Annotated in this window: 12 protein-coding genes; 8 read left to right on the plus strand and 4 right to left on the minus strand. The window is 63.7% G+C overall.

The features are described 5' to 3' along the window. Nucleotides 1–10: 10 nt before the first annotated feature. A complete protein-coding gene (locus LJ737_RS13795; RefSeq protein WP_227766657.1) occupies nt 11–292 on the minus strand; it encodes an ATP-dependent Clp protease adaptor ClpS in 282 nt (93 codons plus the stop codon). Between the two features lie 186 nt (nt 293–478). On the opposite strand from LJ737_RS13795, the gene LJ737_RS13800 reads away from it, so the two are divergent. The 3 genes from LJ737_RS13800 (at nt 479) to LJ737_RS13810 (ending at nt 4,271) form a co-directional block, all read left to right on the plus strand. Next, on the plus strand, nt 479–2,707 hold the full coding sequence (locus LJ737_RS13800) for a S9 family peptidase (protein ID WP_227766659.1): 2,229 nt from the start codon (nt 479–481) through the stop codon (nt 2,705–2,707). Nucleotides 2,708–2,889: 182 nt separating this feature from the next. Then, nucleotides 2,890–3,441 (plus strand): hypothetical protein, encoded by a 552-nt coding sequence (locus LJ737_RS13805; protein WP_227766661.1) that lies wholly within the window; start codon nt 2,890–2,892, stop codon nt 3,439–3,441. Between the two features lie 113 nt (nt 3,442–3,554). Next, nucleotides 3,555–4,271: a hypothetical protein gene (locus LJ737_RS13810; protein ID WP_227766663.1), complete on the plus strand. Its 717-nt coding sequence runs from the start codon at nt 3,555–3,557 to the stop codon at nt 4,269–4,271. A gap of 98 nt (nt 4,272–4,369) precedes the next feature. Here the strand turns inward: LJ737_RS13810 and LJ737_RS13815 are convergent, their stop codons facing one another. Beyond that, the gene (locus LJ737_RS13815) at nt 4,370–5,017 is read right to left on the minus strand and encodes a YceI family protein (protein ID WP_227766665.1); all 648 of its coding nucleotides are present in this window, start codon (nt 5,015–5,017) and stop codon (nt 4,370–4,372) included. A gap of 53 nt (nt 5,018–5,070) precedes the next feature. Further along, nucleotides 5,071–5,520 (minus strand): MarR family winged helix-turn-helix transcriptional regulator, encoded by a 450-nt coding sequence (locus LJ737_RS13820; protein WP_227766667.1) that lies wholly within the window; start codon nt 5,518–5,520, stop codon nt 5,071–5,073. Between the two features lie 166 nt (nt 5,521–5,686). On the opposite strand from LJ737_RS13820, the gene LJ737_RS13825 reads away from it, so the two are divergent. Further along, a complete protein-coding gene (locus LJ737_RS13825; protein WP_227766669.1) occupies nt 5,687–6,271 on the plus strand; it encodes a DUF6799 domain-containing protein in 585 nt (194 codons plus the stop codon). Nucleotides 6,272–6,345: 74 nt separating this feature from the next. On the opposite strand, the gene LJ737_RS13830 is transcribed toward LJ737_RS13825, so the two are convergent. Continuing rightward, the gene (locus LJ737_RS13830) at nt 6,346–7,374 is read right to left on the minus strand and encodes a dipeptide epimerase (protein WP_227766671.1); all 1,029 of its coding nucleotides are present in this window, start codon (nt 7,372–7,374) and stop codon (nt 6,346–6,348) included. A gap of 201 nt (nt 7,375–7,575) precedes the next feature. Between LJ737_RS13830 and LJ737_RS13835 the strand changes: the two genes are divergently transcribed. The 4 genes from LJ737_RS13835 (at nt 7,576) to LJ737_RS13850 (ending at nt 12,855) form a co-directional block, all read left to right on the plus strand. Next, the gene (locus LJ737_RS13835) at nt 7,576–8,775 is read left to right on the plus strand and encodes a hypothetical protein (protein ID WP_227766673.1); all 1,200 of its coding nucleotides are present in this window, start codon (nt 7,576–7,578) and stop codon (nt 8,773–8,775) included. Nucleotides 8,776–8,876: 101 nt separating this feature from the next. Then, nucleotides 8,877–10,310 carry a dicarboxylate/amino acid:cation symporter gene (locus tag LJ737_RS13840; RefSeq protein WP_227766675.1) on the plus strand — a complete coding sequence of 478 codons (1,434 nt, stop codon included), beginning with the start codon at nt 8,877–8,879 and terminating at the stop codon, nt 10,308–10,310. Nucleotides 10,311–10,533: 223 nt separating this feature from the next. After that, nucleotides 10,534–11,199: a hypothetical protein gene (locus tag LJ737_RS13845; RefSeq protein ID WP_227766677.1), complete on the plus strand. Its 666-nt coding sequence runs from the start codon at nt 10,534–10,536 to the stop codon at nt 11,197–11,199. Between the two features lie 291 nt (nt 11,200–11,490). Continuing rightward, nucleotides 11,491–12,855, plus strand: coding sequence for a M16 family metallopeptidase (locus LJ737_RS13850; RefSeq protein ID WP_227766679.1), 1,365 nt, complete (start codon nt 11,491–11,493; stop codon nt 12,853–12,855). Nucleotides 12,856–12,962: the final 107 nt, after the last annotated feature.

The raw sequence follows: 12,962 nt of genomic DNA on the forward strand, positions 1-12,962 counted from the left end.
TCGGCAAAAGCTACACCACGTCGGCCGAAATGCCGCGGTCGTGGATGGCGGTGCACAGGGGTTCCAGCTCTTCGTACGAACCGATTTTGACGGTGCACTTGCCCTTGTGGTGGATCAGCAAAGTGCACTGCTCGGCCTGCATGGGCTCGTGCTGGCACACGTCGATGAGCGTCTGGATAACGTGGTCGAAGGTATTTACGTCGTCGTTGTAGACGATGAGGTCACGCAGGTCGGTGGTTTCTTCCAACAACAGAACGTCCTCGTCGTGTGCAATCTGCGGGTTGGTGTTCATGGTGGTAAAGGTACGGATTAGGGCGCTAGGTTCGTGTCTCGCAAAAAGCACCCCTTAACACTGCGGCCGGCCGGATAGTGCCGCCGGGCTTGGGGAATTTGTAGGCGGGCGGGTCTGTTGATTCCGCCGTAAATTCCCGGCCCGAACCGCCTGCCTTCCCCTCCCCTTCTCTCGTTGCTTTTCGCTATGACCCTGACGTTCCGGCGCCTCGCGCTGCCCGCCCTGCTGCTGACCCTGGCCGCGGCCCCCACCACCGCCCTGCGCGCCCAGCAGCAGCTGCTCACCGTGGAAGACGCCTTCCGCAACCCCGCCCTCGCCCCCGCCAACCTCAAGCAGCTGACCTGGATTCCGGGCTCGAACGACGAATTCAGCTTCGTGCGCACCGAGAACGGACAGGACGAGCTGGTGCGCGGCCGCGCGGCCGGCGGCCCTTTGCAGCCGGTGGTGAGCATGGCCAACCTGTACAAAGCCCTGCAGGCCGCCGGTGCCCCCACGCTCAAAGCCGCCGCGTTTCCGCAGCTGCAGTGGGCGGGCCCCGACGCGTTTGTGGTGAGCATGCCCAGCCGGGACGTGTTCCGGTACAGCGTCGCCGACGGCAAAGCCACCAAGCTGCTAAGCTACCAGGCCGGCGCCGACAACGTGGACTTCGACCCCGCGAAAACCCGCGTGGCCTTCACCAAGGAGCAGAACCTGTACGTGAGCCTGCCGGGCCAGGAAAACGTGGCCGTGACCACCGAAGCCAACCCGGCCATCGTGAACGGGCAGGCGGCGCACCGCTCGGAGTTTGGCATCACCAAAGGCACGTTCTGGAGCCCCAAGGGCACCAAGCTGGCCTACTACCGCATGGACCAGACCATGGTGACGGACTACCCGCTGGTGTCGGTGGCGCCCACGCCGGCCCAGGCCGAGCCCATCAAGTACCCCATGGCCGGCGACAAAAGCCACGAAGTAACCGTGGGCGTGTACGACGTGGCCTCGGGCAAGACAGTGTTTTTGCAGACCGGCGAGCCGAAGGAGCAGTACCTCACCAACATCAGTTGGAGCCCGGATGAGAAGAGCATCTACGTGGCCGTGCTCAACCGCGACCAAAACCACATGTGGCTGCGCCAGTACGACGCCACAACGGGCGCGCTGGTGAAAACCTTGTTCGAGGAAACCGACACCGAGTACGTGGAGCCCACGCACCCGCTGATGTTCGTGCCCGGCCACCCCGACCAGTTCGTCTACCAGAGCGAGCGAAGCGGCTACAACCACCTCTACCTCTACTCGACCTCGGGCAAGCTGCTGCGCCAGCTCACCCAGGGTACCTGGCTGGTAACGGACGTGCTCGGCTTCGACGCCAAGGGCAAGACGCTGTACTACGCCAGCAACCAGGACGGCACCATTCAGCGCCACCTCTACAGCGTGGGCCTGAGCGGCGGCAAACCCAAGAAGCTGACTAGCCAGGCCGGCACGCACGCGGGCACACTCAGCCCTTCCGGTGAGGCCCTACTCGACAGCTACAGCAGCCAAACCACGCCGCGCACCGTTGCGGTGCTGGGCACCAAGGATGGCAAGGCGCGCCAGCAGCTGCTGAACGCGCCCAATCCCATCAGCAACTACCGCCTGGGCCAGACCAAGGTCTTCCCGATCAAGGCCGCCGACGGGCAGACGGACCTGTACGCCCGCCTCATCACCCCGCCCGGCTTCGACCCGAATAAAAAGTACCCGGCGGTGATTTACGTGTACGGTGGCCCGCACGTGCAGCTCGTCACCGACTCCTGGCTGGGCGGCGGCAACCTCTGGATGCAGATGATGGCCGAGAAGGGCTACGTGGTGTTTACCGTCGACTCGCGCGGTAGCGGCAACCGCGGCCTGCCCTTCGAGCAAGCTACGTTCCGCCAGCTCGGCACCCAGGAGCTGGCCGACCAGCTCAAGGGCGTGGACTACCTCAAGAGCCTGCCCTACGTGGACAGCCAGCGCATCGGCGTGCACGGCTGGAGCTTCGGCGGCTTCATGACCACCACCATGCTCACCCGCGCCCCCGAGGGCACCTTCAAGGTGGGCGTGGCCGGCGGCCCGGTTATCGACTGGCGCATGTACGAGGTGATGTACACGGAGCGCTACATGGACACCCCGCAGCAAAACCCCGAGGGCTACCAGAAGGCCAACCTGCTCGGCTACGTGCAGAACCTGAAGGCCCCGCTGCTCATGATTCACGGCACTGTGGACGACGTGGTGGTGTGGCAGCACAGCCTCGACTACCTGAAAAATGCCGTCGACCACGGCGTGCAGCTCGACTACTTCGTGTACCCCGGCCACCCGCACAACGTGATGGGCAAGGACCGCGTGCACCTCTACACGAAGATTACCAACTACCTCGACCAGTACCTGAAGCCCGAAGCCCCGGCCGCCGGCACCAGCAACGGGCAGTAAGTTTAGGACTACCCGAACGTCATGCCGAGCGAAGTCGAGGCATCTCGCGTGTTTAGCCAGCTAGTAGAGTCTTCGTTGAACGAAAGACGGCTATTCAACGTCAGCACGCGAGATGTCTCGGCAAGCTCGACATGACGTTCTTATTCATTTGATTCCTCACTCCTCGTTCTTTCCTGACAAGAATGCCCGCTCCCAGTACCGACTTCAAGCGCGCCCTGCGCCAGCTCACCGACAAGGAAAAGGAAGACCTGCTGCTGAAAGCCGTGCGCCGCGACGCGGAGCTCTACGACTTGGTGCGCTACGAAATCCTGCCGGAAGTGGACCTGCGCGCCGTGCAGGACGAGCACGCCGAGCGCATTGCCGAGCTGCTGCAGAAAGCCAACGGCCGCGTGATGAACCGCGCCCTGGCCCGGGCCCTGGGCAAAGCCGCCAAGGAAGTGGCCCGCGCCAAGCGCATCACCAAGGACAAGCGCTTGGAAGTGGAGCTGAACATGTACGTGCTGCGCCTCGTGCTCGAAGAGTACCAGCAGTACTTCGACGGCTACTTCCACTTGTTCTACGTGGCCACGGTGCGCTTCGTGGTGCGCACGGCCAAGCTCATTCCGAAGCTGCACGAGGACCTCTGGCTGGAGTACAAGGACGACTTCGACGAAATGCTGCGCACCCTGCGCGCCCACGACAAGCACCGGCAGCTGCGCTACCCGCTGCCCACCGAACTGGAGCTGCCCGCCTAGGGCAGCTCTTTTTTTACGTGCGGCGGTTGTTGGCTGGCCAGCGGCAAGCGGTATCTTTGAAAGTTCGACACTTGTTCACGTTTCCTTCATCCCCACCGTTTACCCGTTTCTCTATGCGTTTGACCGCTACGCCCCTGGCCGCTGGCGTCCTGGCCCTGGCCCTGAGCAGCTGCGCTGGCAGCTACCGCCAAATCCGCCCGGCTACTTATACCCGCTACCAATCCGTGAGCCCGGCCGGCGCGCCGGTGGAGTTCAGCTACCAGTTCAGCGCCCTGCAGCTGGCCGGCGGCAACCGCAAGTACATCAAGAAGGAACGCAAGCGCGGCTACCAAACCGTGGCCGTGCGCGTGAAAAATAACACGAGCACCGACCTGAACTTCTCCCGCGACCTGGAGCTGTACTTCGGCGAGCGGCCCACCATCCCGGTGCCGGCCATCCAAGCCGCCAACGATATGAAGCAGGGCGTGGCCATCTACGTGCTCTACTTCCTGGGCATCGGCCAGGTGGGCGGCACCTACGACCCCTACACCGGCCAGACCACCGGCGGCACCCTGCTGCCCTGGGGCCCGATTGTGGGCGCCGGCAACATGATCGGGGCGGCTACGGCCAACTCCAACATGCGCAAGGAATTCGTGTCGCAGGAAATGACCAACAAAATCATCCGCCCCGGCGAAACGGTGTACGGCATCATCAGCCTGCGCGAAATGAACGTGGCCCCGCTGCGCCTGCAGCTGCGGGGCGCCGCCGCCGCGGCGCCCACGGCCGTGCCCGCCGAACCGGCCGCTCCGGCCGCTCCGGCTACCACCGTGCCGGCTTCGGGCGGCCAATAAGCGCCGGGCTACCTGCCCAAAAGCGAAACGGCCCCTTCACCGCAGCGGTGAAGGGGCCGTTTCGCTTTTGGGCCGGGTTGCGGACGAAATATCAACGATTACTGCTTGGCAATGACGTTGAAGCTCAGGGTGAAGTTGTCTTCGATGGCCTTATCGGCAGCGGCGCCAAACAGGGTCGAACCGTACTTCACGTCGTACTTGGTGCGGTCCACGGTAGCCACGCCCGAGGCCGAAGCCACGCCGTCCTTCACGCCTACTTTGGCGGGGAAGCTCACGGGGTTGGTTTTGCCTTTGATGGTCAGGTTACCGGTGATTTGGGCGTTGTTGCCGGCGGCGTCAGCCTTGATGGGCTTCACCGAGGTGATGACGAAATTGGCCGTCGGGTTCTTGTCCACGGCGAAGAAGTCGTCATTCTTCAGGTGCCCCACCAGCTTGCCGTTCCACTCGGCGTCCTTCAGGTCTTCCACCTTGATGGTGTTCATGTCGAAGGCGAAGGTGCCGCCCACAATTTGGTTGCCTTTCACTTGCACGGCGCCGTCCTTTACGGAGATGGTGCCGTTGTGCTGACCGCCCACTTTTTTGCCCACCCAGCCCAGGGTGCTCAGCTGCGGCTGCACGGCGTAGGTTTGGGCGCCTTTGGTGGATTTGCCCACGGCAGCAACGGCGGCGGTGGCTTTTTGCTGGGCCTGAGCCGGAGCAGCAAACAGGGCACCGGCAACGAGCAGAGGCAGGATCAATTTTTTCATGTTTTGAAAACGGTGAGAGAGTCTGGGGTTGGTTTGACTGAGATATGCGGCCGTCAGTCGCGGATTTTATCGAGCAGGTCGCTCAGCTGAGCGGCTTCTTCGTCGTTGAGGTTGTGCAGGCCCCGGTGCTGCGAGTCGGCCAGGCTTTCCGTCTGGCGCAGCAGCTCCAGGCCGGCTTCGGTGATGCGGATGTCCACGGCGCGGCGGTTGCTGGGGCAGATCTGCCGCGTAACCAGATGCTTGGCTTCCAGCTTGTCGACGATGCGCGAGGCATTGCTGGTTTTGTCCAGCATCCGCTCGATGAGCAAGTTGACGGTGGCCGGCTTGGGGTGCTGCCCGCGCAGGATGCGCAGCACGTTGTACTGGGGCAGGGTCAGGCCGTAGGGCTTGAAGGCCGCGGCCAGGCGCTGCTGCAGCCAGCCCGCCGTGAACACCACGTTCAGGTGAGCTTTCTGGTGGACGTTTTTAAAGGCGCGCTGCTGGATTTCGTCTTCAAGCTTCATGGCAGAACCAAATGACGGTGCAAATATATGTACATACATTTAATGTCACAACATTGGTTCCATACTTTTTTAGGTATCCCGCAGGCTACCACCCTGCCGCGGCATCTTGCGTATGCAGGGGCGCGCTTCTACCAACAACCACACCACATTTCCCCACTGCTCCGCCATGAAACCGTTTGCCCCCCTCTTGGTTTTGCTCGCCGCCCTGGCCGCCGCCCCCGTTGCCCAGGCCCAATCCTCCAAAACGCCCGCCGACAACCGCGTGGATTTGCAGAACGGCGACCAGTTTGTGATGCAAAACGGGGCCGTGGTGCGCCGCCGCAACGGCCAGACCACCGGCCTGAGCCAGAACGTGCGCCTGCCCAACGGCACGAAGGTGAACGTGAAAAGCGGCATCGTGGAGCTGCCCACCGGCAAAATGATTACTCTAAAGGAGGGCGACTACGTGGCCGCCGACGGCGGCGTGATGTACGCCACACCCCAGAGCGCGGCCGCCGCGCGGGGCGAAACCGCCCCGGCCGATGCCAAGTTTGGCGAGGTGGTCGACCGCGGCCCGGCCCCGACTTCCGCCGCCGATGTCGACGCACGCCTTTCGGGCCTGAACCGCCGCGTGGAGCTGATGGCGCAGAAGATTCAGCTGCTCAATCAAAAGATCAGCCTGCTCAGCCAAGGCAACCCCAAAGCCCCCGACACCACCCAGCTCGACGGCCAGCTCAAAGCGCTGGACGAGCAGCTGCGGGCGGTAAAGTAAAGACGAGCTTACAGAACGTCCTTCCGAGCGTGCCGCGGAATGACGTTCATTTTGTTGGGTTGCTCGGCTGCGCCCTACCCTAGTTGCGGCACCTGCGGCTGCGGCATCAGGCGGCCGCTTTCTTCCTGCACCACGCCAAAGGGCTCGTCGCGGACGATGAGCAGGCCGTCCAGGTCGCAGATTTCGCAGAGGCCGCTGACCTGCAGGGCCGACCAGATGCCCAGCGAGGTTTCGACCATGCAGCCGACCATGGTGCGCAGGCCGTGGGCCCGGGCCTCGTTGAGCAGCCGGATGCCGTTGAGGTAGCCGCCGGCCTTCATCAGCTTCATGTTCAGCACGTGAAACTGCCGGGCAATGTCGTGGAAGTCGGCCGCGTCGGTGACGGACTCGTCGGCAATGAGCGGCCAGGGGCTGCGCGGGCGCAGGTAGCGGTAGTCGTCGGCGCAGGCGGCGGGCAGGGGTTGCTCCAGCAGCTGCACGTTCAGCGCGGGCACCCGCTGCACCTGCTCGATAAAGCGCAGCAGCGCGTCGGCGTCGGTCCAGGCCTCGTTGCCGTCGACGAGCACCGGCCGGCCGGGCAGCAGGCGGGCTACTTCGGCCAGCAGGTCGGCGCCCAGTTCCTGGTTTACTTTCACCTTCAGCAAAGGGAAGCGCGCCAGCCCGTACCGCTCGATGAACCCGGCTACCTCCGCGGGCGCCATAATCGGCAGGGTAAAGGCCGTGCCCACGGCCGGCAAGGGCGCGGGCACGCCTAGCAGAGCCGGCACCGACTGCCCGCGCCGCTGCGCCAGGTAGTGCACGTAGGCCGACTCGACGGCGAAGCGCAGGGCGTGGGCCGGCTGCTGGGCTTCGAGCAAGGCCGTCAGGTCCGGTAGTTCCTGCACCTGGGCCAGGCCGGCCTGCAGCAGCCCTTCGAACTGCGTCAGCAGCAGCGCCGGCGACTCGCCGTAGCGCACGTTGGGGGCCGCCTCACCCCAGCCGGACGCGCCCGCCGCCTCGCCCACGCGCACCACCAGGTTGGTCTTGGCGTCGGAGGCGTTGCGGGAAATTTTCCAGGTAAAGCGGAGCGGCAACTCCAGCGGGCGGATCGACCAGTGTAGCATTGGCAGCAGAAACGTAAAGCGGCCGAAGATGGGCAGAAATTCGCTTAGCCAGTATTGAAGGGCTTTGGGACAGAAATTAGCGGCGTTAGGGCAAATTTTATTTTATATGACTATTATCATATCTATCTTGCAACACTGTTCTACACTCTCCTATTGCACATGAAAAACTTCTTACTCCTTTGCCTCCTGTGGGCCTTGACCATGCCGACGCGCTTATGGGCGCAAACGGGCGGCGGAGCCGGCTTCACCTCGTGGTTCGCGGTGAAAGACAACTCCTTGGTGGTCCAAACCAACACCAAGTCCACCCCGCTGACCAAGAGCGTGGTGCTCATCAACGGCACCCGCCTCGATTACCAGACGCGCACGGCCATGCTGCCCGGCGGCCAGAAAGTGGTGCTACGCGAAGGCGACACCGTGACGCTGTACGGCGAAGTGCACCAAGCCAAAGAAAGCGCCGTGGCCTCGGCGGCGCCTACGCCGGCCACGCCGGCCCCCACCCCGACGGCCGAAGCTCCTGCTACGGCCGTAGCCTCGGCTGCCCCGGTGGCCGCCGCGCCGGCTCCCGTAGTCAAGCCGGCCCCCGCCAAAACACCTATGACCTTCAGCTTCCGTCCTGCTGCGCCGGTCAACGGCAAGCTGCGCGGCGTGGTGGAGCTCGGTGCCAGCGGCTTCAACTCCTTCATTGTGCGCGTCGACGCGGACAAAAACTGGAAGCTGGAGAAGTCGGAGTTCGGCAATAGCCTGGTGATGGAAAATCTGGCCTCCGAGGATGATATCCGCAAGGGCCTCAAAACCTACATCGGCAAGATGCTCGACTACGGCGTGGGCGGGCGCGACATTCACTTCGTGGTCAGCTCCGGCGCCGTGGCGGCCGAGGGCACCCAGAAAATCATCAAGGCGCTGCGGGCCATGAACTACGTGGTCATCACCGTCACGCCGGAGCGCGAAGCCGCCCTGGGCCTGCGCGCCGCCCTGCCCGCCGCCTACGCCGATAAGGCCTTCCTGACCGACATGGGCTCGGGCAACACCAAGCTGGCGTGGCTGGAAACCGGCACGGTGCAAACGGCCGACACCTACGGCTCGAAGTACTTCCAGAAAAACGCCGACCCGGCCGCCGTCGCCGCCGATGTGCAGGCCAAAGCCCAGCAAGTGCCGGCCGAGGAGCGCGCCACCTGCTTTATCATCGGCGGCATTCCGTACGAGCTGGCCAAGCCCCACCGCCAAGGCACGGAGCGCTACACCGTGCTGAAAGCGCCCGCCGACTATACTTCGCTGGAAGGCGCCAAGGCCCAGGCCGGCGTCAACATCTACCAGGCCGTGGCCAAGGCCACCGGCTGCCAGCAGTTTGTGTTCGACTGGGACGCCAACTTCACCATCGGCTACCTGCTCACGCTGCCCTAGTCGCTCGATTTGCGCTGCCGTTGGGCTCTGCCCCAATCGGCTATCTTTGCCGGACGCTGCCCCCTTCCCACCGGGCAGCGTCCGTCCTTTTTATCTGCTGTATGAAGCTTACCCGCTTTGCCGTGCCGGCGCTGCTCCTATTGCTCGTGGCCGCGCTGCTGACTGCCCTTTCTCACTACGGCGTGCTGGCCCTGCCGCCCGCGGTGCCGCTGGCTGCCCGCTGGTTGGCCCTCGTGGCCCTGATTGCCTGGGCCGTGCAGCGCCGCTCCCTCACCTTCTGGATTGTGGTGAGCATGCTCGTCGGGGCCGAAGCGGGGGCCGACTTTCCGGAAGGCGCGCAGAACCTGAAGGTGCTGTCCGACGTGTTCCTGCGCCTCGTCAAGACCATCATTGCCCCGCTGGTATTTGCCACGCTGGTGGTGGGCATTGCCGGCCACGCCGACCTGAAGAAGGTGGGCCGCATGGGCGTCAAGGCCCTGGTGTACTTTGAAATCGTCACCACGTTTGCCCTCTTCATCGGCTTGGCCGCCATCAACCTCACGCAGGCCGGCAAGCTAGACCCGGCCGTACTGGCCGCCGCCCGCGCCGGCAATACCACCAACGACGCCATTGCCACCGCGCCCAAGCAGTCGGCGGCCGACATCATCGCCCACATCTTCCCCGAAAACATTGCCAAATCGGTGGCCGAAGGGCAGGTGTTGCAGGTAGTGGTTTTCGCCATCATCTTCGCCATTGGCCTGGCCATGGTGCCCGAAAAGCACCGCCGGCCCATGCTGGAGTGGTCGGAAAGCCTCTCGGAGGTGATGTTCAAATTCACCAACGTGGTCATGTTCTTCGCCCCGCTGGGCGTGGGCGGCGCCATTGCCTACACCGTGGGCAAAATGGGCTTTGCCCCCCTGCTGAACGCCTTGCAGCTGCTGCTGACGCTCTACGGCGCGCTCATTGCCTTCATCCTGCTGATTCTGCTGCCGGTGGCTCTCATTGCCCGCATCCCGATCAAGCGCTTCGTGCAGGCTATTGCCGAGCCGGTGAGCATTGCCTTTGCCACCACGTCGTCGGAGGCGGCCCTACCCCGGGCCATGGAAGCCATGGAAAGCATCGGCGTGCCGCGCCGGGTGGTGGCCTTCGTGATGCCCACGGGGTACTCCTTCAACCTCGACGGCACCACCCTGTACCTCTCGCTGGCGGCCATTTTTGTGGCCCAGGCGGCCGGCGTGCCGTTGAGCTTCGGCGAGCAGCTGGTGATGGTGTTTACCCTGATGCTCACGTCCAAGGGCGTGGCCGGCGTGCCGCGCGCCTCGCTGGTGATTCTGCTGGCCACGGTGGCCTCGTTTAACCTGCCGCCCTGGCCGGTGTTCATTATCCTCGGCATCGACGCGCTGATGGATATGGCCCGCACCGCCGTCAACGTCATCGGCAACTGCCTGGCCTCGGCCGTCGTGGCCCGGTGGGAAGGTGAATTTGTCGATAACTACCAGGGGCAGCCCGTCAGTGAGCTGTTTGAGGAAGCGCAACCGGCCGGCCACCTGCACTAGACCTGCGGCCCAAACGCAAGCGGCTCACAACGCCCGGACAAGCCATCGTGCTTGTCCGGGCGTTGTGCGTTTACTGAGCTATGAACGCCGAATACACGCATTTTATTCATATAAATTATTTTTAAAGTATAAATAATAGTCAACAATAAGTTATACTTGCAATTAATAATATCCTGTTGCCTCCTCTCCTGCTCCACTGGCCATTGGCCTTTCTGCTACCGCCATGCCTAGCCCGATTCGCATTTGTTTCCTGCTGTTAGCCTCAGCACTGCTGGTCGGCAGCTGCAAATCAGTCGACAAAGTGCTGTTCCAGCCTTCACCGGCGGCCTTGGTCGACCGGCTCCCGTCGTTGGAAATAGCCGTCGAAAATGGGCCGCTCGACCAATCAACGGGCGCGTCATTGGAAGATGCGCAGCGCCTGTTTGAGCGGGATGTGCGCATGAACCTTTCGGACCCGGAAGACACGGCGCGCTACGGCTACGCCCGGCTGCTGGTAAAAGAGGCCCGCACCGTCCGCACCGGCAAGGTGCTGCAGAGCCTGCAGATGCTCACTTTCATGACGCCGTCGTTGCTGGGCGTGCCGCTGGAGTGGTACGAAACCGACCTGAAAGCGGCCGTGCAAATCATCAGCGCCAAGGGCGACACCTTGGCGACGTACACCGGCGCGGGCAAATCCAGGGTTCGGGTGGCCATGTACCACGGCTACCCGCAAACGCAGGCCCACCGCCTGGCTGATATGGAAGCCCTGCGGCTGGCGCTGGCGCACATCAAGCCCCAGCTGGACTTGGACGCCGCCCGCCTGCGCGAGGCACTGCTGACCGCCGGCAAAGTGCGGGGCTACTCCGCCGCCGCGGCACCGCCCGACGGCTCGGCGCGGGTCGAACCGTAGCGCGCCGGCCCCGGCGACACGCAGCCGGTAGCGCCGTTCGGCTACCGGAATTGGCTTACTGGGGCCGCCGGCTGGGTCCGGATACTTGCCAGCTTGTCCCCATCGGCAGGGCTTGCTTGTAGTAGCGCCTTGTCAGGCGCGCCTAGCGAGCATCTGCTTCACCCAACTTAACGCGCGGGCCACGGCTCCGCCTTCCTGGGCCCGCTGCAACGGTTGGCCTCTATCCCGTTTCTTTGCCGCGCCGCCCCGCAACCGGGGCGGCGCGTTTGTGCTTTTTCCATTGCCATTAATATGAAACACGCATTTCGGTCGCTTGGCCTGGCCGCTAGTCTGCTGACGGCCGCCGCGCCCACCACCCGGGCGCAGCAGGCGGCCGCCAAGGGCGCCTTCCCCTACGCCATCGAGCAGAGCCAACTGCCTAATGGGCTGAAAATCGTAACGGTGCCCTATGCCTCGCCGGGACTGGCCTCGGTGTTTCTGGTGGTGCGCGCCGGCTCGCGCGACGAAGTGGAGGCCGGCAAAACCGGCTTCGCGCACTTTTTCGAGCACGTGATGTTCCGCGGCACCGAGAAGTACTCCAAGGAGCAGTACGACGAGGTGCTCAAGAGCCTGGGCGCGGCGGCCAACGCCAACACTTCGCTGGACCGCACCGTGTACCACATGACCGGCAACGCCCGCATGCTCGATAAGATGCTGGAAGTGGAAGCCGACCGGTTTCAGCACCTGAAATACTCCGAGCACGACTTCAAAACCGAGGCCGGCGCGGTGAAGGGCGAGTACACCAAGAACTCCGCTTCGCTCTACACCCAGCTCAACGAGAAGGTGGCCGACGCGGCCTTCGACCAGCACACCTACGAGCACACCACCATGGGCTTCTTCAAGGACGTGGTGGACATGCCCAACCAGTACGCCTACTCCAAGACCTTCTTCGACCGGTTTTACCGCCCGGAGTACACCACCCTGCTGGTGGTCGGCGACGTGAAAGCGGCCGAGGTCAACCAGCTGGCCCAGAAATACTTCAGCGGCTGGCAGCGCGGCTCCTACGTGCCCAACATGAAGGCCGAGCCCGCGCAGACGGCCCCGCGCTACGTGCACATCCAGAACGCCAACTTCCCGCCCTTCCTCAGCCTGAGCTACAAGGGCCCGGCTTTTTCGGACCAGAGCAAGGACCTGCCGGCCCTGGACGTGCTGATGACCATGCTCTTCGCCGAAAACTCGGAGCTGTACCAGCAGCTGGTGGTGAAGGAGCAGAAAGTGCGCTTCGTGGGCGGCGCCCCCAACATGACCCGCGACCCGTACCTGACCAGCATCCGCGCCTCGGTGGTGAAGGCCGACGACATTCCCTACGTGAAGCAGCGCATCGTGCAGGCCCTGGAGGACGCGAAGACCAAGCCCATCGACCAGAAGAAGCTGGCTGACACCAAATCGGCGCTGAAGTACGGCAACCTGATGAGCCTGGACGCACCCGACAACATTGCCAACGCGCTGTCGGAATTCATCTGGCTCAGCGGCGACGCGCAGTCGGTAAACCGCTACTACGGCCTCTACGACCAGGTGACGGCGGCCGACATTCAGGCCGCGGCCCAGAAGTACTTCGTGCCGGAGCACTTGACTGTGGGCACCATCGGCCCGAAGGACACCGGCGGCGTGCAGTAACCATGTGGCGCGGGCTGGGCTACGCCGACCTTCGGTTTGGCCCGCGTCCGCCAGATACCAGTTTTCATTTGCCCGAGCGACGCCGCTTTGCCGTCATCGGTCTACAT

The organism is Hymenobacter sp. 15J16-1T3B (assembly GCF_020711235.1).
Lineage (GTDB): Bacteria > Bacteroidota > Bacteroidia > Cytophagales > Hymenobacteraceae > Solirubrum.

What these genes read in the sequence shown, in the direction of transcription:
- LJ737_RS13795 (WP_227766657.1), bottom strand. Translation starts at nt 292, where the DNA reads ATGAACACCAACCCGCAGATTGCACACGACGAGGACGTTCTGTTGTTG.
- LJ737_RS13800 (WP_227766659.1), top strand. Translation starts at nt 479, where the DNA reads ATGACCCTGACGTTCCGGCGCCTCGCGCTGCCCGCCCTGCTGCTGACC.
- LJ737_RS13805 (WP_227766661.1), top strand. Translation starts at nt 2,890, where the DNA reads ATGCCCGCTCCCAGTACCGACTTCAAGCGCGCCCTGCGCCAGCTCACC.
- LJ737_RS13810 (WP_227766663.1), top strand. Translation starts at nt 3,555, where the DNA reads ATGCGTTTGACCGCTACGCCCCTGGCCGCTGGCGTCCTGGCCCTGGCC.
- LJ737_RS13815 (WP_227766665.1), bottom strand. Translation starts at nt 5,017, where the DNA reads ATGAAAAAATTGATCCTGCCTCTGCTCGTTGCCGGTGCCCTGTTTGCT.
- LJ737_RS13820 (WP_227766667.1), bottom strand. Translation starts at nt 5,520, where the DNA reads ATGAAGCTTGAAGACGAAATCCAGCAGCGCGCCTTTAAAAACGTCCAC.
- LJ737_RS13825 (WP_227766669.1), top strand. Translation starts at nt 5,687, where the DNA reads ATGAAACCGTTTGCCCCCCTCTTGGTTTTGCTCGCCGCCCTGGCCGCC.
- LJ737_RS13830 (WP_227766671.1), bottom strand. Translation starts at nt 7,374, where the DNA reads ATGCTACACTGGTCGATCCGCCCGCTGGAGTTGCCGCTCCGCTTTACC.
- LJ737_RS13835 (WP_227766673.1), top strand. Translation starts at nt 7,576, where the DNA reads ATGCCGACGCGCTTATGGGCGCAAACGGGCGGCGGAGCCGGCTTCACC.
- LJ737_RS13840 (WP_227766675.1), top strand. Translation starts at nt 8,877, where the DNA reads ATGAAGCTTACCCGCTTTGCCGTGCCGGCGCTGCTCCTATTGCTCGTG.
- LJ737_RS13845 (WP_227766677.1), top strand. Translation starts at nt 10,534, where the DNA reads ATGCCTAGCCCGATTCGCATTTGTTTCCTGCTGTTAGCCTCAGCACTG.
- LJ737_RS13850 (WP_227766679.1), top strand. Translation starts at nt 11,491, where the DNA reads ATGAAACACGCATTTCGGTCGCTTGGCCTGGCCGCTAGTCTGCTGACG.